General features: G+C 59.6%; 19 protein-coding genes. 1 reads left to right on the top strand and 18 read right to left on the bottom strand.

Translation table 11 applies throughout. The features are described from left to right. Positions 1 to 3: 3 nt before the first annotated feature. From CKV89_RS07985 to thrS, 17 genes are all read right to left on the bottom strand, one after another. Complete coding sequence (locus tag CKV89_RS07985) at positions 4 to 2,358, bottom strand: RelA/SpoT family protein (protein WP_407919570.1); 2,355 nt, start codon at positions 2,356 to 2,358, stop codon at positions 4 to 6. A 72-nt stretch (positions 2,359 to 2,430) separates the two neighbouring features. Further along, positions 2,431 to 2,964: an adenine phosphoribosyltransferase gene (locus CKV89_RS07980; RefSeq protein WP_084440782.1), complete on the bottom strand. Its 534-nt coding sequence runs from the start codon at positions 2,962 to 2,964 to the stop codon at positions 2,431 to 2,433. 120 nt (positions 2,965 to 3,084) lie between these two features. Next, entirely contained in the window at positions 3,085 to 4,317 is a 1,233-nt protein-coding gene (secF, locus tag CKV89_RS07975; protein WP_051277019.1) for a protein translocase subunit SecF, read from the bottom strand. Next, complete coding sequence (secD, locus tag CKV89_RS07970; protein ID WP_231935357.1) at positions 4,314 to 6,260, bottom strand: protein translocase subunit SecD; 1,947 nt, start codon at positions 6,258 to 6,260, stop codon at positions 4,314 to 4,316. Before secD ends, secF begins: the two co-directional genes overlap by 4 nt. Before the next feature lie 442 nt (positions 6,261 to 6,702). Next, positions 6,703 to 7,794 (bottom strand): Holliday junction branch migration DNA helicase RuvB, encoded by a 1,092-nt coding sequence (gene ruvB, locus CKV89_RS07965; protein ID WP_197697090.1) that lies wholly within the window; start codon positions 7,792 to 7,794, stop codon positions 6,703 to 6,705. 62 nt (positions 7,795 to 7,856) lie between these two features. After that, on the bottom strand, positions 7,857 to 8,468 hold the full coding sequence (ruvA, locus tag CKV89_RS07960) for a Holliday junction branch migration protein RuvA (RefSeq protein ID WP_028326218.1): 612 nt from the start codon (positions 8,466 to 8,468) through the stop codon (positions 7,857 to 7,859). A gap of 124 nt (positions 8,469 to 8,592) precedes the next feature. Next, the gene (gene ruvC / locus CKV89_RS07955; RefSeq protein ID WP_028326217.1) at positions 8,593 to 9,111 is read right to left on the bottom strand and encodes a crossover junction endodeoxyribonuclease RuvC; all 519 of its coding nucleotides are present in this window, start codon (positions 9,109 to 9,111) and stop codon (positions 8,593 to 8,595) included. Between the two features lie 104 nt (positions 9,112 to 9,215). Beyond that, positions 9,216 to 9,986: a YebC/PmpR family DNA-binding transcriptional regulator gene (locus CKV89_RS07950; protein ID WP_028326216.1), complete on the bottom strand. Its 771-nt coding sequence runs from the start codon at positions 9,984 to 9,986 to the stop codon at positions 9,216 to 9,218. 125 nt (positions 9,987 to 10,111) lie between these two features. Next, positions 10,112 to 10,732 (bottom strand): pyridoxal 5'-phosphate synthase glutaminase subunit PdxT, encoded by a 621-nt coding sequence (gene pdxT / locus CKV89_RS07945; RefSeq protein WP_028326215.1) that lies wholly within the window; start codon positions 10,730 to 10,732, stop codon positions 10,112 to 10,114. A gap of 98 nt (positions 10,733 to 10,830) precedes the next feature. Further along, positions 10,831 to 12,330, bottom strand: coding sequence for an amino acid permease (locus CKV89_RS07940; RefSeq protein ID WP_028326214.1), 1,500 nt, complete (start codon positions 12,328 to 12,330; stop codon positions 10,831 to 10,833). A 300-nt stretch (positions 12,331 to 12,630) separates the two neighbouring features. Next, complete coding sequence (pdxS, locus tag CKV89_RS07935; RefSeq protein WP_028326213.1) at positions 12,631 to 13,536, bottom strand: pyridoxal 5'-phosphate synthase lyase subunit PdxS; 906 nt, start codon at positions 13,534 to 13,536, stop codon at positions 12,631 to 12,633. A gap of 84 nt (positions 13,537 to 13,620) precedes the next feature. Continuing rightward, a complete protein-coding gene (locus CKV89_RS07930) occupies positions 13,621 to 14,178 on the bottom strand; it encodes a hypothetical protein (RefSeq protein ID WP_028326212.1) in 558 nt (185 codons plus the stop codon). Continuing rightward, entirely contained in the window at positions 14,175 to 15,347 is a 1,173-nt protein-coding gene (locus tag CKV89_RS07925) for a glycosyltransferase family 4 protein (protein WP_034400341.1), read from the bottom strand. Before CKV89_RS07925 ends, CKV89_RS07930 begins: the two co-directional genes overlap by 4 nt. Before the next feature lies 1 nt (position 15,348). Further along, positions 15,349 to 16,290, bottom strand: coding sequence for a phosphatidylinositol mannoside acyltransferase (locus tag CKV89_RS07920; protein WP_051277016.1), 942 nt, complete (start codon positions 16,288 to 16,290; stop codon positions 15,349 to 15,351). Then, a complete protein-coding gene (gene pgsA / locus CKV89_RS07915; protein ID WP_028326211.1) occupies positions 16,287 to 16,928 on the bottom strand; it encodes a phosphatidylinositol phosphate synthase in 642 nt (213 codons plus the stop codon). Before pgsA ends, CKV89_RS07920 begins: the two co-directional genes overlap by 4 nt. A gap of 167 nt (positions 16,929 to 17,095) precedes the next feature. Beyond that, positions 17,096 to 17,674 carry an HIT family protein gene (locus tag CKV89_RS07910; protein ID WP_051277320.1) on the bottom strand — a complete coding sequence of 193 codons (579 nt, stop codon included), beginning with the start codon at positions 17,672 to 17,674 and terminating at the stop codon, positions 17,096 to 17,098. 91 nt (positions 17,675 to 17,765) lie between these two features. Further along, complete coding sequence (thrS, locus tag CKV89_RS07905) at positions 17,766 to 19,847, bottom strand: threonine--tRNA ligase (RefSeq protein ID WP_034400339.1); 2,082 nt, start codon at positions 19,845 to 19,847, stop codon at positions 17,766 to 17,768. 182 nt (positions 19,848 to 20,029) lie between these two features. On the opposite strand from thrS, the gene CKV89_RS07900 reads away from it, so the two are divergent. Next, the gene (locus CKV89_RS07900) at positions 20,030 to 20,902 is read left to right on the top strand and encodes a putative RNA methyltransferase (RefSeq protein ID WP_197697042.1); all 873 of its coding nucleotides are present in this window, start codon (positions 20,030 to 20,032) and stop codon (positions 20,900 to 20,902) included. On the opposite strand, the gene CKV89_RS07895 is transcribed toward CKV89_RS07900, so the two are convergent. Next, entirely contained in the window at positions 20,878 to 21,555 is a 678-nt protein-coding gene (locus CKV89_RS07895) for a GNAT family N-acetyltransferase (RefSeq protein ID WP_084440780.1), read from the bottom strand. The two genes, CKV89_RS07900 and CKV89_RS07895, sit on opposite strands and share 25 nt — an antisense overlap. Positions 21,556 to 21,712: the final 157 nt, after the last annotated feature.

The following is a 21,712-nucleotide window of genomic DNA, read 5'->3' as shown; positions in this document are numbered from 1 at the left end:
GAATCACCGCCGCTGACCATGCCCCCTAGCCTGAGACCCCAATGCCCTACGCACGTCATACACCCCATCAATCCGACGCAAATTACGCACTATATGGTCCAGATGGCTCGCATCCCCCATCTCGAACGTGAACTTCATATACGCCATGTGATCGTTCTTCGTTGACCGCGCACTAGACTCCACAATGCCGATACGTTGATCCGTGATCACACTCGTGATCTCCGCCAACAACCCCTGCCTATCAATCGCCTCAATTTCAATCTGCGCCCGGAACACACTCGCCGAACTCGGCGCCCACTGCACCTGACGAATCCGCTCCAGCTGCGCCAACAAAGAATCAGCGTTCGGGCAATCCCGGCGATGCACCGAAATCCCCTTACCCCGCGTCACAAACCCGATGATGTCGTCACCAGGAACCGGGCTACAACAACGCGCCAACTTCGTCCACACATCCGAAACACCAACAACAGTGACACCCGAATCCGTGCCCCCCGCATCAGCAGGACCAGTGTTACGCGCCCCCGGAATCGTTGCTTCAGCAAGATCCTCCGAAGCGCCTTCCTCACCGCCAAGCGAGCGAACAATACGATCCACCACCGACTCGGCAGAGATATTCCTCTCCCCCACCGAGGCATACAAACCACTGATGTCCTTCTGCCCCAACCCCGTAGCAATAGACTCCAGCATCTGCGCCGTCATCAACCGCTGCAACGGAAGATGACGCTTACGCATCACCTTCGTGATCTCATCCTTGCCGCGCTCAATCGACTCCTCACGACGCTCCTTGGTGAACCACGCACGAATCTTGTTCCGCGCCCGAGGCGACTTAACAAAATCAATCCAGTCCCGCGAAGGGCCGTGCCCATCAACCTTGCTCGTCAAAACCTCAACGACATCACCGTTCTCCAAACGGCTCTCCAACGGCACCAAACGACCATTAACCCGAGCCCCAATCGTGTGATGTCCCACCTCGGTATGCACCGCATACGCAAAATCCACCGGAGTAGCACCCGTCGGAAGACCAATCACTTCACCCCGAGGCGTAAACACGTACACCTCGCGGCTATTGATCTCAAACCGCAACGAATCCAAAAACTCGCCAGGATCACGCGTCTCCTTCTGCCAATCCAGAACCTGACGCAACCAATCCAAATCCGTATGACCGTTCTCCACCGGCTGGGCCATACTGCTCGGCACCCCACCGGACTTCTCCTTGTACTTCCAATGCGCAGCGACCCCATACTCAGCCCGCTGATGCATCTGATGCGTACGAATCTGGATCTCCACAGGCTTTCCCTGTGGCCCCACCACCGTCGTATGCAACGACTGATACAGATTGAACTTCGGCATCGCAATGTAATCCTTGAAACGCCCCGGCATCGGCGTCCACCGCGCATGCACCGCACCCACAGCCGCATAACAATCACGAATCGTGTCCACCAACACCCGCACAGCCACCAGGTCGTAAATCTCATCAAAATCACGACCCCGCACAATCATCTTCTGATACACGGAGTAGTAGTGCTTCGGACGCCCCGTCACCGTGGCATCCATCCCCGCCTTCTTCAGATCAGAGCTCACCTGATCCTTCACCTTCGCCAGATATTCCTCCCGCGCAGGTGCCCGCTCCCCCACCATCCGCACAATCTCGTCATACACCTTCGGATACAGCGTCGCGAAAGAAAGATCTTCCAACTCCCACTTGATCGTGTTCATGCCAAGGCGATGAGCCAAAGGCGCATAAATCTCCAACGTCTCTTTCGCTTTAGGCTGCGCCTTCTGGGCACTGACGTACTTCCACGTACGCGCGTTATGCAACCGGTCAGCCAGCTTGATCACCAACACCCGGATGTCTTTCGACATCGCGATGACCATCTTTCGTACCGTCTCAGCCTTCGCAGCATCGCCGTACGTGACCTTGTCCAGCTTCGTCACGCCATCAACAAGCATCGCGATCTCTTCCCCGAAATCGCTTCGAGCTTCCTCAAGGCTGTAATCAGTGTCCTCAACCGTGTCATGAAGCAAAGCAGCCGCGATCGTGGTCGACGTCATCCCCAACTCAGCAAGAATGCTCGCCACCGCAATCGGATGCGTGATGTACGGATCACCGTTCTTACGGAACTGCCCACTGTGAACCCGCTCAGCCACCTCATAAGCGCGCTCAATCAATGCAATATCATCCTTCGGATGCGCCTGACGCACCGCACGAACCAACGGCTCAATCGCTGGAGTCACAGAACCACGCGGCGTGCTCCACCACGCCAAACGTGCCCGCATCCACCCACCCGCGGACGAGGAGGACGCAACCGAATGAGATTCAGGCGGCGTCTGCTGCGTTCGGGCCGGAGTGTCGTTCATGAAGAAATAATAGTGCCCCTGACTGTCCGTCGCCTTTTTTCACTACCTCACACCGTGTTCGCTCTGCGCCCCTCACACCACGAGAAGGCTGTGCACCTGCTCATCAACTAGCCGCTGCCGCCCCCCCAACGCAGCGATCTCTACCACTGTGTCGAAAGCAACGACACTGGCACCCGTACGCCGAACCAACGAACACGCAGCAAACGCCGTACCACCCGTAGCCAACACATCATCCATCACCAACACCCGGTCCCCAGGGGAAAAGGCATCCTGATGAACTTCCAACGTTGCCGAACCATACTCAAGCGAATACTCCGCACTGAACGTAGCCCGTGGAAGCTTGCCCGCCTTACGAATCGGAACAAATCCCACACCCATCGCTACAGCACAGGCCGCACCCAACATGAAGCCACGCGCTTCCACGCCCGCAACCGCATCCACCTCACCCGAAAAACGCGCAACAACATCATCCACCACAGCGCGCATTACCTCAGGGTCAGCTAACACAGGGGTGAAGTCCTTAAAAAGGACACCCGGAGAAGGGAAATCTTCCACATCAACCAGACGAGAAGAAACAAGGCGGGCCAGATCAGTGCGTTGTGACACGAACGTGAGCCTAAACCATCAACCCCCACCCCCATCCCCAGCACTTGCCCAACAACCCCGTGAGATGGCGTGAGGGGCACACCAAACGGTGTGCCCCTCACGCCATCTCACCTACTCACATCAGCGAGACTTGCGACCAAACCTCTTCTTCTTTTTACCCTTCGACTCTTCCTGCAACATCGACGGGTGAATCAAACGGCCAGTCATCGTTTGCGGACCGACCTCCTGATCCGAAGCCAAAGGAACCGGACGCTCAAACGCACCCGTACGCGCCGGAACCGGCTCAGGGGCTGGGGCATCCCCAGCTGACTGATCCGCCATTACGGACTGCTCAACATAGCCGCGAGCATCCACGCGCACACCCTGCTGCTCAAGCTGCTCACGCCGCTTGCGAGCACGCACCGACAACTCACGCATAGCAGGCTCTTTCTCACGCCAATGCGCCAACAACGGTGTCGCAATACAGATGGAGCTGTACACGCCCACGCTGACACCGACAAACAGCGACAACGACAAGTCCAGCAAAGTTCCCGGACCGATCACCGTGAAGCCCATCACCAACACCGCAAGAATCGGCAGCAAAGCCACGATCGTGGTGTTAATCGAACGGATGAGCGTCTGGTTCACCGCCAAGTTCGCGGCCTCTGAATACGTCTGACGCCCCGTCTTGGCTGCCTCGGCAGTGTTCTCACGAACCTTGTCGAACACAACCACCGTGTCATAAATCGAATATCCGAGAACAGTGAGGAACCCGATAGTCGAAGCTGGCGTGATCTCAAAACCGGCCAAGGCATAAATACCGACCGTCACGATCATGTCGTGCGCCAAAGCAATCAGCGCAGCCAACGACATCTTCCACGTACGGAAGTACAAGGCCAGCACCAACGAAACAATGACGAGGAAGACCACGAGAGCCTGGATCGCCTGCTGGGAGACAGACTCACCCCACGAAGGACCCACAACCGAAGAGTTCACATTCTCGACGGGAACACCGAAAGTCTTCGCAAGCGCGGCACTAACCTGCCGAACCGAGTCATCTTTCATCCGCTCCGTTTGGATACGGACCGTGTTCCCACTGATTACCGTCGAAGAAGCGACATCGATGCCAGAAGCACCCTTAACTGCAGCCTGAGCTTTCGTGTCATAGCTCTGCGTGTCGGCAACACCAGAAACCCGGAAGTCCGACCCTCCAGTGAACTCGATACCGGGGTTAAGGCCACGAAGCCCCACACCCAACGCAACGATCACCATCAAAACCGCTGAGATAGAAAGCCAAAGCCTCAGCTTCCCCACAAACGGGATTGAACGTTGACCCGTGTACAGGTCATTTCCGAAATCGGTGAGCTTGCTCATGCGTGGCTACCTCCGGTCGGGCGGGCAGCACCCGCAGTCGGACCCGGCACGAATCGTCCAGCACCCTTATATCCAGCATCCGTGCCGAGAGTCTTCGGGTCGAAGCCGGACAACTTGTGGCCAGAAGAGAAGAACTTCGTACGAGCCAGCAGCGTCAGCAGCGGATGCGTAAAGAGGAACGTCACGAAAAGGTCCAGCAGTGTCGTCACGATCAGCATGAACGCGAATCCGCGCACGTTCGCCGCTGCGAGCAAGTACAAAACAACAGCCGCGATGAGGTTCACGCTGTCCGAGATAAGGATCGTGCGCCGCGCCCGAAGCCACCCGGATTCAACCGCTGCTGCCAGGCGTTTACCTTCTCGAGCCTCATCACGAACACGTTCGAAGTACACGATGAACGAGTCCGCAGTAGTGCCAATCGCAACAATCGCACCCGTCACCCCAGCCATGGTGAGGCGCAGGTTGTAGCCCCAACCGAGCAAGGTCAAGATGATGTAGGTCAACGCCGCCACGAGCAGCACAGAAGAGACCACAACCAAACCGGTGATGCGGTACTGCCACAGGAAGTACACGAAAACGAGAATCAGACCAAGCAGACCGGCAATCAGACCGTTGCGCAGCTGGTCGCCACCCACGGTCGGAGAGACGTTATCGGTGCTCTGCACCTCAAAAGACATCGGAAGCGCACCGAACTTCAACTGATCAGCAAGCAACTTGGCCTGATCAGCAGTGAAGTTACCGGAAATCGAAGCCTGACCACCGGTAATGGCAGAAGAGAAATACGGTGCCGAAATAACCCGGTTGTCAAGGACAGCTGCCAACTGGTTACGCGGCTGACCCAGCTTGACCATGTATCCAGAAATCGTCGCGTACGCCTGGACGTAGTCATCGTGCGTCTTCAACTGGACTTCGTAACCACCGGTGGGCTGTCCCGTCTGCGGGTTCGTGGCCATACCTGAAGAAGCATCAGCGATGTTGTTACCGTCCATCACTGTCGGTCCCAGAACGTACAAGCTCTGACCATCGCTAGCGCAAGCAACGGTGGCTTTGTTCGGGTCAGGACGCTTAGTCACTTCTTGCTTCTGGCAGTTGATCTGCTTCAGCTCCTCTTGGAGCTCGGGGGTGAGCCACCCCTCTGAGGTAGCTGCCTCGATCAGCTTGGTTGGGTCTTTACGCACATCTGCAGTGATCGTAGGAGGCGCAGCCGGTGCCGTCGGCTTACCGGTGGGGGCACCAGTGGGCTTACCCGTTGGAGCTGCAGTAGGAGATGCGCTACCCGTAGGAGCAGGTGTCGTAGGCGCTGGTGTAGTCGGCTTCGGTGCCGGCGCAGGAGCAGCGGCTGCCTTAGGGCGACCAGCAGGAGTGGACGCCGAGGGAGTCGCAGCAGCTGAAGGCGACCCAGACGGGGCGGGAGTTGTACCAGGCTTGGCTGCTGGTGGACTGCTCGCAGAACCGCTGGGAGCTGGGCTCTGTGTCGGCGAGGGGGTAGCACCCGGCGGCTGGACAGGGATCATGCCCAGTACTGGACGGAATGCCATCTGTGAACTGGCGCGAAGGCCGTCCTCCTGCTGCTTAGTCATCCGGCCCGGGACAGAGACAACAACGTTGTTTCCGAGCGTAGAGACTTCAGCTTCAGCCACACCTTGCCCGTCAACACGGGCACGGATGATGTCAACAGCTTGATCAAGCTGCTGTTGATCGACGGTCTGCCCATTTTGTGTTTGCGGCTGCAGAATCATCTGCGTACCGCCTTCAAGGTCCAGACCCAGCTTGGGAGCCCACTGCCCACCCCACATCGTGGCGGACAAAGCAAGCAGTACCACCAAACCAAGCGATATGAAAGTACATATCACCAGGTCAGAGGTGGCGCGTTTGTGTGCCGGTCGGGTGTTGGTGCGGCGCGCTCCGCTTTCAACCCCGACGTTTGATCCCTCACTCGCCACGACGCCCCCTGCTCACCGAGTTGCTGCGATCACTCGAGTGATCGAGCGAGTCGCGCGTCCACGGCGCCGGGCGGGCCCGACGGTTCCGGATCCTATGCATGAATCGTCCTCGTTGTTCTGGTGGAGTTATGCGTTCGCTGGCCAGCCGTACGAGCCGGTCAGGCTGAGACGAGCATCGACGCCGATCAAGCGAATCAGCGGATACGCCTCCACGGATGGCACGCACCGAGCGGTGCACACTGTCGTGCGGTGCTGCACCGTACACATGGACGGACTCACCACGCCTGCACTTCTACGGAGTCACGATGACCGTTCCCCCGGGGTCGCGCCACGGTCGTGGAGTGTCCGGTTGCGCACGGTGAGAGCGCCTTTGCGCCCTCCGAGTCTAGGTGACGCGTCGATGTGTCCAAGCGCGCGACTCGTGGGGGTGTGTGTCAGTCTCCTATAGCCGTCCTATACCTGAGCCGCCTTGATCATTCTCGACGGTTGGAACCGATCCTGAGTTCCGTTGCGCACCGGGCATAGACAGTGCCGGATTATCAGGAACAGGGATTCCTAAATGCTCAAAGGCCGCTGAAGCAGCAACCCGACCACGTGCTGTACGCACCATGAGTCCCTCGCGTACCAGGAATGGTTCTGCAACGGTCTCAACAGTGTCTGGTTCTTCCCCCACCGCGACAGCTAATGTCGCGACCCCAACAGGTCCACCTCCAAAACGACGACACAACGCATCCAGCACAGCACGGTCAAGACGATCCAACCCGCGACTGTCAACGTCAAACAACTCCAACGCCGCACAAGCAGCATCAGCATCGAGCACACCGCTTCCATGCACCTGTGCCCAGTCACGCACCCGCCGCAAAAGCCGATTAGCGATCCGAGGGGTGCCACGTGAGCGGTCAGCTATCTGGGCAAGACCTTCATCAGTTGCCTCGACATCAAGAAGATTCGCTGACCTGCGAACAATGGCAAGGAGCTCGCCACTGTCATAAAAATCAAGATGCCCAGTAAACCCGAAACGATCACGCAAAGGAGCGGGCAGCAAACCAGCCCGCGTGGTGGCCCCCACCACAGTGAAAGGTGCCAGCTCCAACGGAATTGCCGTAGCGCCTGGGCCTTTCCCAACGATGATGTCGACACGGAAGTCCTCCATCGCTAGATAGAGCATTTCCTCAGCGGGTCGGGCCATACGATGAATTTCGTCGAGGAAAAGCACTTCCCCTTCGGTCAGCGACGACAGGATGGAAGCCAAGTCCCCAGCGTGCTGGATAGCTGGCCCGCTCGTAATACGGATAGGGGCGCCAAGCTCAGAGGCCACGATCATGGCAAGCGTGGTTTTACCCAGCCCCGGCGGCCCAGATAAAAGAATGTGGTCCGGGCTGGAGGCCCGACGCTTAGCAGCTTCAATAACAAGGCCTAGCTGGTCACGGACGCGACGCTGACCAGGGAACTCCGCAAGCCGTTTCGGGCGTAGCGCAGCTTCGATCTGGCGTTCGTCACCGGTTTCATCCACGTGTGCGCTGGGGTCAACGATGCGTGGTGATGCGTCATACGAGCCGTCGTCCCACGGGTCTGCCGAGTGCTCTCCTAAAGGGCTCACCGGCTGAGCTCCTGCAGCGCGGCTTTCAAAGCGACCCCCACGGGAGCATCAGCATCCACGGTTTTCGCTACTCGCCCCAGGGCTGCCTCAGCTTGTTTGGCAGACCAGCCCAGACTTATGAGAGCTTCAGATACTGAACCGTTCCAGGCCGGTTCATCACTGCTACTGGCAGCGGGCTCTTCATGGTGGGCGTTTTCGTCAAGGCCGAGTGCCGTCATCTTTTCGCGCAGCTCCAAAATGATTCGTTCGGCGCTTTTCTTACCGATGCCAGGAACTTTCACCAAAGCAGCGACTTCTCCTGCAGAGATCGCTGTCGCCAGCCGGGCAGGTGTGAACACCGCCAGCATGGCCAACGCCATCCTGGGGCCCACTCCACTGACGCTTTGCGCAACCTCGAAAATTTCTTTCTCCTGCGCATCAGCGAATCCGTACAAAGTCCACGCATCTTCACGAACCACTAGGGTCGTGGCCAGCTCTGCCTGTTCTCCAACTCGCAGTGAGGCCGCGGTGGCAGGAGTGAGGCGCACCTGTAGCCCCACACCCCCAACCACAATCACAGCCTGATCTAGCCCTGCACTGATGACCGTGCCGCTGATCGAGGCGATCATGCTTCTCCTAAACCGTGCTGTTTTGCGTCGGGCACCTCACGCCACCGGAGAACGCAAGGCACATATTCGGACATGTGTTCGCTTGCAACGCTACCGCATCCCACCGAAGGTAAAACGTTGCCTCTCAGCGCCCTTGCGCCCGCTTTGTTGCCTGCTCAATACGTGCCGCCGCTCCCCCACGCCACACGTGGCACACCGCTAGCGCCAAGGCATCCGCCGCATCAGCGGGTTTAGGAGGAGCGTTCAGAGCTAAAATCCGAGTGATCATAGCTGTCACCTGCGCTTTATCGGCCCGCCCATTTCCCGTAACCGCAGCTTTAACCTCACTGGGTGTATGAAGTGCTAACGGCACTTCTCTTCGGGCTGCAGCCAGCATAGGGATGGCGCTGGCTTGTGCAGTGCCCATGATCGTACTCACGTCATTGCGGGCGAAAACTCGTTCCACGGCAATTGATTCAGGCTGGTATTGATCGAGCCACTCATCGAGTTGACCAGCCAAAGAATTGAGCCGTTCGTGAATCGGATCGCCAGTGGGGGTTCGGATTACACCTACCGCAACCATGCGCAGTTGTCTTCCAGGAGCACCGTCGACTACGCCTACACCACATCGGGTCAATCCTGGATCTACTCCCAGAACTCGCACCGCTGCTCCTCTTCGTTTGTTCTTTACATGTGTGAGAGCGCCAGGAGGTCTTAATGAGCCACCTGGCGCTCTCACACATTCACGCGTGTGCGCAGAAAGTGTGCTCAGTCTTCGTCTTCGAGCTGAGCGGCCACCTCAGGTGAGATGTCTCCGTTAACGAAGACGTTCTGCACGTCGTCGCTGTCTTCGAGGGCGTCGACGACACGCAACATTTTGCGCGCACCTTCGAGATCGAGCGGAACCTGCAGGTTCGGGACGAATTCCGCTTCGGCAGAGTCATAGTCCACGCCGGCCTCTTGCAGGGCTGTGCGGACGGCAACGAAGTCACTGGCTTCGGAAATGATGCGGAAGCTGTCACCGAAGTCTTCGACCTCGTCAGCGCCAGCTTCGAGGACGACCTCCAGTAGGGAGTCCTCGGTTGCCTCGCCGTCTTTTTGCGCCTTGGGGACGATGACGACGCCTTTGCGCTCGAAGTTGTAGGCAACCGAACCCGGGTCAGCTAGGGAGCCACCGTTGCGGGTCAGTGCCACGCGCACTTCAGTGGCGGCGCGGTTGCGGTTATCAGTCAGGCACTCGATCAGGACTGCGACACCGCCGGGGGCGTAGCCCTCGTACATGATGGTCTGCCAGTCGGCGCCGCCTGCTTCTGCACCGGATCCGCGTTTGACGGCGCGGTCGATGTTGTCGTTGGGGACCGAGCTCTTCTTAGCCTTCTGGATGGCGTCGAACAGTGTCGGGTTGCCTGCTGGGTCACCGCCGCCAGTACGTGCCGCGACCTCGATGTTTTTGATCAGCTTGGCGAACAGCTTGCCGCGCTTGGCATCGATGGCCGCTTTCTTGTGTTTGGTAGTCGCCCACTTGGAGTGACCGCTCATACGTTGTCTCCTCGAAAATCGGAACGGAGTGCCCGCGGATTTGTCGGTATCGATCGCATCCAGATCCGAACTATCGTACCCATCTGTCGTGTAGTGGCCTGCGCCTTCAGAGTGGGGTGGGCTGTTTAGCTTGCTTGGACGAGGTTGATGAAGTGCTGGTGCATGCGGTGGTCGCCGGTTACCTCGGGGTGGAATGCGGAGGCTAAGAGATTTCCTTGGGCGACGACTACGGGGCGGGGTTTGCTGTGGCCGGTGGGTGTTTCGGTGGTGGCTGAAGCGAGTATTTCAACCTCAGGGCCAGTGGTTTCTACCCATGGGGCCCGGATGAAGACGGCACGCATGGGGGTGTCAGTAGTCGTGATGCCAGCTACAGGTAGATCTGTTTCGAAAGAGGCGATTTGGCGTCCGAATGCGTTGCGCCGCACGACGATGTCGAGGCCGCCGAGGGTTTGTTGGCTTTTTTCGCCGTCGAGGATTGAGTTGGCTAGCAGGATCATTCCGGCGCAGGAGCCGTAGGCGGGCATGCCATTGCGGAGTCGTTCTTTAAGGGGTTCTTGGAGGTCAAAGGTTCGTAGGAGCCGGTCGATCACGGTGGATTCGCCCCCGGGTAGGACGATGCCGTGCACGGTGTGGAGCTCTTCGGGGCGGCGAATGGGCACTGCGGTGGCGCCGCAGGCGGTGATGGCGGTGGCGTGTTCACGCACGTCGCCTTGGAGCGCAAGAATTCCGATGGTGGGCGATGTCACGTCATAAAAGGCTACGTGGTGGGGTGTGGTGGGTTAGGCCAATAGCAGCGGCGGGGAGATGTGTGTGGGCTTCTCCCCGCCGCTGTGTTTCTTGGGGTTTATTCGAAGGTGAGCTCGGTGGCTTTTTGGAATTCAGGGTGACGTTCTTTGTTGCGTTTGACCAGCGGCCATAGGAACCACACGGTGGCTGTGAATAGGGCTGCTGCGCCGAGCACCTTCCAGTTAAAGAACTCGTTTGAGGTGTCGATGAGCATGATCACGATGATGCCCACCAAGCAGATGATGCCGAACCAGCCGGTGTAGGGGGCCCCGGGCATGGGGAATGAGGTGGGTTCGACGAGGCCTTTGTTGATGCGTTTCCGTAGGGCCATTTGGCAGGCGAAGATCGTCACCCATGTCCATACGATGCCGACTGCGGCGGTTTCGACGGCGATGTCGAATGCTTCTCCAGGCATGAATACGTTGAGGATGACTCCCAGGAAGTACACGAATGCGGTGAGGAGGATGCCGCCTGCGGGTACGCCGGTTTTGTTGAGTTTGGCGGTGAAGCGGGGGGCTTCGCCGGATGCTGCCAGGGAGCGCAGGATGCGGCCGGTGGAGTAGAGGCCGGAGTTACATGAGGAGAGCGCTGCGGTGATGACGATGACGTTCATGAGGTCGCCGATCCAGGGAAGCATGGATCCGAAAGCGGTGACGAAGGGGCTTTCGCCGGCTTTGTAGGCGGTGTAGGGCAGCAGGCAGGACAGCAGGAACACGCTGCCGACATAGAACAGGGCGATCCGGTAGATAACAGCGCGGACTGCTTTGGGGATGACATGTTCGGCGTCGTGGGTTTCCCCGGCTGCGGTGCCGACGAGCTCGATGGTGGCGTAGGCAAAGACGACGCCTTGCATGAGCATGACGAAGGCAAGGGTGTTGCCGTTGGGGAAGAATCCATCGGGTGAGGTCAGGTTGTGTAGTCCGGCGGGGTTGCCGTTGAACTTGAAACCGATGATGACCATGACGGTGCCAACGATGAGGAAGGCCGATAGGGCGAGCACTTTGAGTAGGGCGGCCCAGAATTCGAGCTCTCCGAAGGCTTTTGCGCTGGAGAGGTTGATAGCTAGCACGAGGGCTAGGGCTACGAGCGCGCTGATCCATTGAGGGGTGTCGGGTAGCCATTTGCTGATGTACACGGCAATGGCGGTGATTTCGGCGACCCCTGTGGTCATCCAGTTGAGCATGTACATCCAGCCGGCCATGTAGGCGGCGCGGTCTCCGAAGAATTCACGTGCGTAGGAGACGAAGGATCCGGAGCTGCGACGGTGCATGACGAGTTCGCCTAGGGCACGCATAAGGAAGAAGGCGATGACGCCGCAGAAGGCGTAGGAGAGGATGAGTGAAGGCCCTGCGATGGCCAGGCGGCGTCCTGCGCCGAGGAAGAGGCCGACTCCGATGGCGCCGCCGAGGGCGATCATCTGGACCTGACGGTTGGTGAGCGATTTGTGGTAGCCGGTGTCGCCTGCGTCTTCGAGGTGGAGGGAGGCGTTTTCGGCTGGCTGTGCCGGGGTTGAGCTCGTTGATGAGCTTCGTTGCTCACCAGGTTGTGATGATGTCATGCCCTAACAGTGAGGCCATGGGGTGGCCTGCATGAACTTGTGGTGTCGGCAAGCGTCTAGGCGGCCGTAGTGGCTGTTGTCTGCACATGGCCAACTAGCTGGGAACTTATGAATATCGCGCTGAAATTAGTCTGAAAAAATTTTTGCGGTTCTGGTGTGTCTTGTCCGGCAGTGGTGTATGGGTTTGTGGTTACTGCCTATGTGCTGGTGGTCAGCGGCGCGAGAACGTGTTTTATGTCGCACCGCTGACCACGGCTGCGTTTGTTTATGTGTGTTTCAGTGGCAGGCGCAGGTCAGAGGTCACCAGCCGCGCTCAGCGAGGCGGTGGGGTACGGGGATGTCGTCGACGTTGATTCCGACCATTGCTTCGCCCAGGCCTCGGGAGACTTTGGCGATGGTGTCGGGGTCGTCGTAGAAGGTGGTGGCTTTGACGATCGCTGCAGCGCGTTGGGCGGGGTTTCCGGACTTGAAGATGCCTGAGCCAACGAAGACGCCTTCGGCGCCCAGCTGCATCATCATAGCGGCGTCGGCTGGGGTGGCGATACCGCCAGCGGTGAAGAGTACGACGGGGAGTTTGCCGTTGGTTGCTACTTCTTTGACTAGGTCGTAGGGGGCTTGGAGTTCTTTTGCGGCTACGTAGAGTTCGTCTTCGGGGAGCGAGGTGAGCCAACGGATTTGATCGCGCATTTTGCGCATGTGCGTGGTGGCATTGGAGACGTCGCCGGTGCCGGCTTCTCCTTTGGAGCGGATCATCGCTGCACCTTCGGTGATGCGGCGTAGGGCTTCGCCGAGGTTGGTGGCGCCGCAGACGAAGGGGACGGTGAAGGCCCATTTGTCGATGTGGTTGCTGTAGTCGGCGGGGGTGAGTACTTCGGATTCGTCGATGTAGTCCACGCCCAGGGATTGCAGTACCTGTGCTTCGACGAAGTGGCCGATGCGTGCTTTGGCCATGACGGGGATAGAGACGGCGTTGATGATGCCGTCGATCATGTCGGGGTCGCTCATGCGTGAGACACCGCCTTGGGCGCGGATGTCGGCAGGGACGCGTTCGAGGGCCATGACGGCAACGGCGCCTGCGTCTTCAGCGATTTTGGCCTGTTCTGGGGTGACGACGTCCATGATCACGCCACCTTTGAGCATTTCGGCCATGCCGCGTTTGACGCGGGTGGTGCCTACAGCGGACTGGGCGGATGACTGTTCGGTCATGGGTGCTCCCTTGCGTTCCTAATGACTGATGCCTGGGTAGACGATACGCGCAGCGCTGTTGTGGCTGGTCTGGATGGGTGTGGGTTAGGTGGGTGGTGCGGTGAGGTCGTCGTCGAATTCGATGGGGCGGGGTGTGGTGGCGTGTCCGGCGAGGTGGGCCATGCGTACCAGGGGTGTGTGTCGCAGGCGGCGGACGTCGCTGACGGTGTCGTTGTAGAACTGGCGGGCTAGCTGGACACGGCGGTGTGTGGCGATGGTGTGGGCGATTGGGTCATCGGGTGAGTTGCTGTTCGTAGGGGTGGCGGTGGGCAGGGTTTCGCGGAGTGCGACGGTGAGGGCTGTTTCGGTGAGTTCGCGTAGGGCGAGTTGTCCTTCAGCCCAGTCGAGGGTGAGGAGGCTGTGGTCGCTGTGGGTGGCTTCGGCGCTGGCGGAGGCGAGTATGAGTGAGCTGGCGGGGTCTAGGAGTCCGGAGTTTGCCAGGGTGGTGGCTGCTTCTGCGCGGCGGATGAGGTAGGCGTCGAGGGCGGCGAGGGCTCCTTCGGCGCGGGTGTGGAGGCGGTGTAGTCGCGCTGCTGTGTAGGAAAGGTGCCAGGCGAATAGGGCGAGGATGAGCAGGGTGGTGAGGATCCAGGTGGTGTTCATGGGGTAAGGGTCGCTTTGAGGGTGGCCCAGAGGGCTGTTGCGGTGTTGGTCAGGGGTGTGGTGCGGGTTCCTTCCAGGACGGTTTCGTAGACGGCGAGGATGTCGTCACTGACGTGGCGCCAATCGTAGGTGGCGGCGCGGGCCGGGCCTGCTAGGTGCAGCTGGTTGCATAGTTCGGGGTTGTGGAGGAGGTTGGTGATGGCCTGGGCGAGGGCGTGTGAGTTTCCTGTGGGGAAGGTGATTCCAGCGTCGCCAAGAACGTGGGTGAAGGGGGTGAGGTTGGAGGCGATGACTGGTGCCCCGGCGCTCATTGCTTCTACTAGGACGATGCCGAAGCTTTCGCCTCCGGTGTGGGGGGCGATGTAGGCGTCGACGGAGCGTAGGAGTGCGGCTTTGTCTGTTTCGGGGATTGCTCCCAGGAAGTGAGCGGCGTGGCGGGCTGAGGCGGGGATGCGGTTGCGGGCGGTGGGGATGTCTCCGTGGCCGGCGATGAGTAGGCGTAGGCCTGGGTGGTGTTTGAGTAGGTGTGGGAGGGCATCGGCCAGGACGGGTAGGCCTTTGCGGGGTTCGTCGATACGGCCTAGGAATGCGATGGTGGGGTGGTCGGGGGTTCCGGTCCAGGTGGGATTGGGGGTGGCGGTAGCGAAGGTGTGTGTATCGACGCCGTTCGGGATGATGACGCTATCGATGCCCATGTGGTTGAGGGCGGTTTGTCGGGCAGCTTGGGAGACGGCGATGCGGCCGTGGATTTTTTCTAGGGATGAGCGCACTAGCGGGGATACCGCTTGGATAGCGAGGGAGCGTTCGAGGTTGGTGTGGAAGGTCGCCACGATGGGGGTTCGTGCCGCGCGTAGGGCGAGGATGGATGTGCTAGGTACGAGGGGTTCGTGGATGTGGAGGATGTCGAAGCGGCCGTTTTCTAGCCAGGTGGTGACACGGTTGGCTACGGCTGGGCCGAAGGCTAGGCGCGCGATAGAGCCGTTGTAGGGGATGGCGCGTGAGTTTCCGGCGCTGGTGAAGTTGCGGGTGTGGGGGGTGGTTTCGTCTGCTGGGGCGAGTACAGCGACGTGGTGTCCGCGGGTGTGGAGTTGGTGGGCGAGGTCGCGGGTGTGGTTTTGCACGCCGCCTGCGACATCGAAGCTGTAGGGGCAGACGATTCCGATGCGCATCTTAGGTGCCTTGGGGTGTGTAGATGGGTTGCATCATGTGCCAGTCCTGGGGGTGGTTGAGGATGTTGTTGGCGATGACGTCAACGCAGTATCGGGTAGCGTCGCGGACGCGTTGTCGGGTTGTTCCGCTGGTGGGTGGGGCGGGTGGGTGGAATTGGATGACGGTGCGGTAACTGGTGGTTTCGGGGGTGGGTTCGTAGTGGATGGTGACGGGCAGGACTGAGATTCCTGCGGTGATGGCCAGGGCAGCTGGGCCGACGCTGGCGTTGATGTGACCGCCTGGGAAGGTGACAGCCACTCCCCCACCGGTGAGGTCTCGATCGGCCAGTAGGGGGATGATGACGGGTTTGCTGGTTTCGTTGTGGAGGGTGCGTAGTACGTTTCCTTCGCCGGTGAGGGCGATGATGCGCATGCCTAGGGCGTGGCGAGTGGCGCGGAAAAGGGTGAAGACGCTTTCTGGTTGGAGGCGTTCGGCGACTGTGACAACGGGGCCCAAGTCGAGTTGGGCCCAGGCTCCTGCGAGGTCCCAGTTTCCGCTGTGGGAAAGGAAACAGGCAACAGCGCGGGGCTGCTCAGGTGACCCCATGGCTGCGCGGATGTGATGCAGTCCTTCTATTCGGGTGGAGTTTCGGATGTCTTCGGGGGTCATTGCTGGTAGCCGGAATAGTTCGCACCAGTAGCGCAGGTAGGAGCGAACTCCGTCACGGACGAGGGTTTCCGGTGAGCGAGGGTGCGGTAGGTGTGGGTGCAGGTGGCGGTAGTTTTCGCGCAGGGTGCGTACGCCTTGCCCGTTAGCGATATAGGTCAGGTGGGCGGCGAGATCGAACAGGGCGAAGGCTAGGCGTTGAGGTAGTCGTGGAATTACCTGCCAGGCGGTGGCGAATGCGCTGGTTGTGAGCTTGTCGCTGATGTGTTTGCGCCAGGTGTGGGTGGGGTTTTTCATGGCACGGGGTGGATGTGGTCGGTGCGTTTTTTCTCGATTTCTTTTGCGACTGCGTGCATTCGTTGCCATACGGTCAGGGCGCTCGCGGCAGCTAGGGCCCACAGGATGTAGCCGAGGGTGTCGCTGGGCAGGTTGGCGATGTCGACGATGAATGCTCCGGCGAGGGTGATGAGGAGTCTGTCGGCGCGTTCGGCGATGCCGATGTTTGCTCCGGTCATTCCTAGGCCTTCGGCGCGGGCTCGGGCGTAGCTGGTGACGAAGGCGAAGACGAGGCAGAACAGTGAGGCCCAGGTGGCGGAGGTTTCGTGGGGTTGGCGGGCGTAGTAGAGCAGGAGGCCGCCGAATACAGCTCCGTCGGCGAGGCGGTCGAGGGTTGAGTCGAGGAAGGCTCCCCAGGTGCTGGTGGTGCCTGATAGGCGTGCCATTGTGCCGTCGAGGAGGTCGAATAGGACGAAGAATGTGATGAATAGGACTCCGGGTGCGAATTCTCCTCGGGGGAAGAACCAGAGTGCGCCTGTGCATACGCCTAGTGCTCCGATGGTGGTGACTGCGTCGGCGCTGAGGTGTATGCGCAGGAGGATTTTGGCGATGGGTGTGGCGATTTTGGTGGCGAATGAGCGGGCGAATTTGTTCAGCATGGGGCCCCTTCGTGGTGGTGGGTGTGTGGGGGCCGCCGTTGTGGTGGTGGGCATTCGCTGTCGTAGGTGGGTGTGTGGTGTCGGGTAGGCGCTGCGAATGCCGGTGTGCTCATGATTAGCCCACCCTATGTGAAGGGGTGGTTTTTCTTGTCGGTTGGTGGTGCTGCTTATTGGGTGGTGTCTGTCCATCCTTGAGTGAACATGCGTCGGGTGTCATCGAGGAGGACGGGTAGGGCTTTGGTGCGGCCGATGATGGGGAAGAAGTTAGCGTCGCCGGACCATCGGGGGACGATGTGTTGGTGCAGGTGTGCTGCTACGCCGGCGCCTGCTACTGCGCCTTGATTCATTCCGATGTTGAAGCCATGTGGGGCATTGACGTGCTGCATCATGCGGATTGCTTGGCGGGTCATTGATGTGAATTCGGCGAGTTCTTCGTCGTTGAGGTCGATGTACATGGGGATGTGGCGGTAGGGGCAGATGAGTAGGTGGCCGGGGTTGTAGGGGAAGAGGTTGAGGATGGCGAAGCAGTGTTTTCCGCGGTGGACGATGAGTGCTTCTTCGTCGGTTTTGGTGGGGCCTTCGCAGAAGGGGCAGTCGTTTTCTTTTGCGGTGTGTGGTTGTGATGTGTTTTTTGTTTCGGAGTTGCCCTGGATGTAGGCCATGCGGTGCGGGGTCCAGAGGCGGTCGAAGCCGTCGTGTTCGCCAGCGAATTGCGTGGCTGGGTCGATCCGGGGCGGTTGGGTCATGGGCTTGATTTTAGGTCTGGTGGTGGGGTGAGTTAGGGGTGGCACGGTGTGTGTCCGTTCCACCCCTAACAGGTGTGGTTTGTGTTTTTGGTTACTCGGTTTCTTCGGGTGTGTGGGTGGAGGCGACGGGGTCGTTGTTGTCGCGGCTGCGGATGGTGGTGAGGATCCGTTCGATTGCTACGTCGACGGGGACTTTGTTTTCTTGGCTGCCGTCGCGGAAGCGGAAGCTGACGGCGTTGTTGCTGCGGTCTTCTTCACCGGCGATGAGTGTGAAGGGGACTTTGGAGGTGGATGCGTTGCGGATTTTCTTGGGGAAGCGGTCGTCGCTGTGGTCGATTTCGATGCGGACGCCGTGTTCGCGTAGGCGTGCTGCGATTTCTTCGAGGTATTCGCCGTGTTCTTCTGCGACGGGGATTCCGGTGACTTGCACGGGGGCGAGCCAGGCGGGGAATGATCCTGCGTAGTGTTCGACGAGGACGCCGAAGAATCGTTCGATGGAGCCGAAGAGCGCGCGGTGGATCATGACGGGGCGTTGGCGGGTTCCGTCTGCGGCTTGGTATTCGAGTTCGAATCGTTCTGGCAGGTTGAAGTCGAGTTGGATGGTGCTCATTTGCCAGGTGCGGCCGATGGCGTCTTTGGCTTGTACGGAGATTTTGGGGCCGTAGAACGCGGCGCCGCCGGGGTCGGGGACGAGGTCCAGACCGGAGTCGGTGGCGACTTGGCGCAGTGTTTCGGTGGCTTCTTCCCAGGTGGCGTCGTCGCCGACGAATTTTTCTGGGTTCTTGGTGGAGAGTTCGAGGTAGAAGTCGTCGAGTCCGTAGTCCTTGAGTAGGTCTAGGACAAAGGTGAGTAGCCGGGTGAGTTCGCCGCGCATTTGGTCGCGTGTGCAGTAGATGTGGGCGTCGTCTTGGGTGAATCCGCGGGCGCGGGTGAGACCGTGAACGACGCCGGATTTTTCGTTGCGGTAGACGGTTCCGAATTCGAAGAGTCGTAGTGGTAGTTCGCGGTAGCTGCGTCCGCGGGAGCGGAAGATGAGGTTGTGCATGGGGCAGTTCATCGGCTTGAGGTAGTAGTCCTGGCCGGGTTTGGTGATGTTGCCTTCGCTGTCGCGTTCCTCATCCATTTGCATGGCGGGGTACATGCCGTCGCGGTACCAGTCGAGGTGTCCGGAGACTTCGAACAGGTTGCCTTTGGTGATGTGTGGGGTGTTGACGAAGCTGTATCCGGCGGCGATGTGGCGTTGGCGGGAGTATTCCTCCATTTCCATGCGCATGATTGCGCCTTTGGGGTGGAATACGGCCAGTCCGGAGCCGATTTCGTCGGGGAAGCTAAACAGGTCCATTTGGTTGCCTAGGCGGCGGTGGTCGCGCTTTTCGGCTTCGGCGATGCGGTCGAGGTAGGCGCGCATTTCGTCTTTGGTGGGCCAGGCGGTGCCGTAGAGGCGTTGCATGCCGGCATTGCGCTGGTCGCCGCGCCAGTAGGCGGCGGAGCAGCGCATGAGTTTGAAGCCGTTGGCGAGCAGTTTGGTGGTGGGTACGTGGGGGCCGCGGCATAGGTCGCGCCAGACCACTTCGCCTTTGTGGTCGACGTTTTCGTAGATGGTGAGTTCGTCGCCGCCGACTTCCATGGACGCCCCTTCTGCTGCGGCGTCGATGTCGTCGGCGTTTTTACCGGATCCAGGGCCGCCAGAGAGGCCGATGAGTTCGAGTTTGTAGGGCTCGTTGGCTAGTTCGGCTTCGGCTTCGGCTTGGGTGACGACGCGGCGGCGGAAGGTTTGTCCTTCGTTAACGATGCGCTGCATCGTTTTTTCGAGTTTTTTCAGGTCTTCTGGGGTGAAGGGTTCTTCGACGTCGAAGTCGTAGTAGAACCCGTCGGTGATGATGGGGCCGATGCCGAGTTTGGTGTTGGGGCGCATGCGCTGGACTGCTTGGGCCATGACATGGGTGGCGGAGTGGCGAAGTACGTTGAGGCCGTCTTCGCTGCTGATGTCGACGCCTTCGATGGTGTCGCCGTCGTTGAGGACGTGGGCGAGGTCGACGAGGCGGTTGGTGTCTGCGTCGGTGAGGCGGGCGACAACGATGCGTTTGTCGTCGGCGAACAGGTCAGCGGCAGTCGTGCCCTGCTCGACCGTTCGTTGCTCTCCGGCTACGGTCACGGTGATCTGCGTGGGCACGATGGTCTCCTCGATTAGTTACGTGGCGTTGATGTTCATGCGGCGTTGTATAACGCTCGCGCAATGATGCTACGTCCTGGTACCCATCCTGGTAGCAATCGGAGGGTGCGCATGATCGCCTAGTGGGCGTTGCTGTGTGCTGTGTGCGGTGTGTTGTTGGTGTGGAAAGAGGGTTTTTAGCGGTGAGTACAGAGCAGGTGCGGGGCGTGGCTGCGTCGGGTTGGTTGATGTTGGCTTGTCCGGTGTGTGGTGGGGATTTAGTCCCTGATGTGCAGGTTCGGTGTTTTGGGTGTGGGGCGGGTCATCGTTTTGATCGGGCGCGCCAGGGGCATGTGACGTTATTGGGTGGCCGGGGTCGGCATGGTCTTGTTGCTGATGATGCCGCGATGGTGGCGGCGCGGTTTGAGGTGCAGTCTTCGGGGCTGTATCGCCCTATTTTGGATGGTGTGGTGGCCGCTGTGCTCGAAGAGGGGGTGTTGCCTGCTGGTGGGGCGGAGTTGGGTGGGATTTTGGATTGTGGTGGTGGGACTGGTTATTACGCGGCAGGGGTGCTGTCGCAGACGCCGTTGGGTTTTGGGGTGGGTATGGATTTGTCGGTGTATGCGGCGCGTAGGGCGGCTAAGGCGCATGCGGGGTTGGTGTCGGTGGTGGCTGATACGTGGGAGCGTTTTCCGATTCGGGATGGGAGCGTTCAGGTTGCGTTGGTAGTTTTCGCGCCTCGTCATGGCGCGGAGTTGGGGCGGGTGTTGCGTCCTGATGGTGTGGTTATGGTGGTGACTCCGTTGTCTCATCATTTGGCGGAGTTGTCGGGGGCTATGCGGGTGCGGGTGGATCCGCGTAAGGAGGAGAGGCTTGCGGCTTCGATGGAGGGGTTTGAGGTGGTTTCGCAGCGGTGTGTGGAGCGTCGGGTGCCTGTGGAGGCTGCGCAGGGGCGTCTTTTGGTGGGGATGGGGCCGGGGGCGCATCATGCGGGAGATGTTGATGGATTGGTGTTGCCCTCTGAGGTGACGTTGGCGGTGCGGGTGGGGGTTTATCGACCAGTTGGGGTGGGGTGAGGGGTGATTGTTTGGTGGCATGTGGAGGCTGGTCGCCACATGCCGACTGAGTCGATGGTGCCGCGTCCGGGAACTGTTGATATTTGGTTGAATCCGAATTTTTCGTAGAAGGGGATGTTCGAGATTTTGGAGGATTCTAGGTAGGCGGCTTGTCCTGCTTTGTCTGCGTGGTGGAGGCCTTGCTGGATGAGAGCACTTCCGGCGCCGCGGCCACGGGCGGAGGGGATGGTTCCTACGGCTTTGAGGTACCAGTGGGGAATGGTGGGTAGGTGTGATCGGATTTCGTTTTGGGTGAGTAGGGCGTGGTGGAGTCGTTTACCGAAGATGGATAGGTATGTGGGTAGTCCTTTGAGCTGTTGAAAGAGGGTGACGTGTTCGTTGGGGACGCCCCAGAGCGCGCATCCGAGTGCTTGGCCGCTGGTGGTGTCGCGGGCGAGGTACACGTATCCGTTGGCGGTGATTACTTCGGTGATGATGCGGCGGAAGAGGGTTGGGAGTCGTTGGTGGTCTCGGGCTGGGATGAGACCTAGGGTGTACTCGTCGTCGGCGAAGGCTTGTGCGAGTACCTCAGCGCATGTGTCGCGGTCTGATTTGGAGCCGGGAACGATTGTGAGGTTGCGGTTGGGCATGGCTACTCCCCTTTGAGTGGTCATTCGTTTAATTTTATTTATTTTCAGGAAAGCTGGGAGTGATTGGGTGGTTATGGCAGGGTGGTTCCGCGTATGGAGTAAATGTGCAGCAAATACGTGGAGTACATAAAGAGTCGGGGTGTCACGGATATATCCGTGACACCCCGACGGTGTTGCGATG

This window comes from Dermatophilus congolensis (assembly GCF_900187045.1).
Classification (GTDB): Bacteria; Actinomycetota; Actinomycetes; order Actinomycetales; family Dermatophilaceae; genus Dermatophilus; species Dermatophilus congolensis.
Note: the sequence above shows the minus strand (reverse complement) of the source record. Positions and strands in the feature narration are given on the sequence as shown.

Bases quoted from the DNA above. Each gene is read 5' to 3' on its own strand.
- pdxS (WP_028326213.1), bottom strand. From the start codon at position 13,536: ATGACCGAACAGTCATCCGCCCAGTCCGCTGTAGGCACCACCCGCGTC.
- CKV89_RS07910 (WP_051277320.1), bottom strand. From the start codon at position 17,674: ATGACCCAACCGCCCCGGATCGACCCAGCCACGCAATTCGCTGGCGAA.
- CKV89_RS07985 (WP_407919570.1), bottom strand. From the start codon at position 2,358: ATGAACGACACTCCGGCCCGAACGCAGCAGACGCCGCCTGAATCTCAT.
- CKV89_RS07930 (WP_028326212.1), bottom strand. From the start codon at position 14,178: ATGAACACCACCTGGATCCTCACCACCCTGCTCATCCTCGCCCTATTC.
- CKV89_RS07925 (WP_034400341.1), bottom strand. From the start codon at position 15,347: ATGCGCATCGGAATCGTCTGCCCCTACAGCTTCGATGTCGCAGGCGGC.
- CKV89_RS07920 (WP_051277016.1), bottom strand. From the start codon at position 16,290: ATGAAAAACCCCACCCACACCTGGCGCAAACACATCAGCGACAAGCTC.
- pgsA (WP_028326211.1), bottom strand. From the start codon at position 16,928: ATGCTGAACAAATTCGCCCGCTCATTCGCCACCAAAATCGCCACACCC.
- secF (WP_051277019.1), bottom strand. From the start codon at position 4,317: ATGAGCAAGCTCACCGATTTCGGAAATGACCTGTACACGGGTCAACGT.
- ruvA (WP_028326218.1), bottom strand. From the start codon at position 8,468: ATGATCGCCTCGATCAGCGGCACGGTCATCAGTGCAGGGCTAGATCAG.
- CKV89_RS07950 (WP_028326216.1), bottom strand. From the start codon at position 9,986: ATGAGCGGTCACTCCAAGTGGGCGACTACCAAACACAAGAAAGCGGCC.
- CKV89_RS07895 (WP_084440780.1), bottom strand. From the start codon at position 21,555: ATGACCACTCAAAGGGGAGTAGCCATGCCCAACCGCAACCTCACAATC.
- CKV89_RS07940 (WP_028326214.1), bottom strand. From the start codon at position 12,330: ATGACATCATCACAACCTGGTGAGCAACGAAGCTCATCAACGAGCTCA.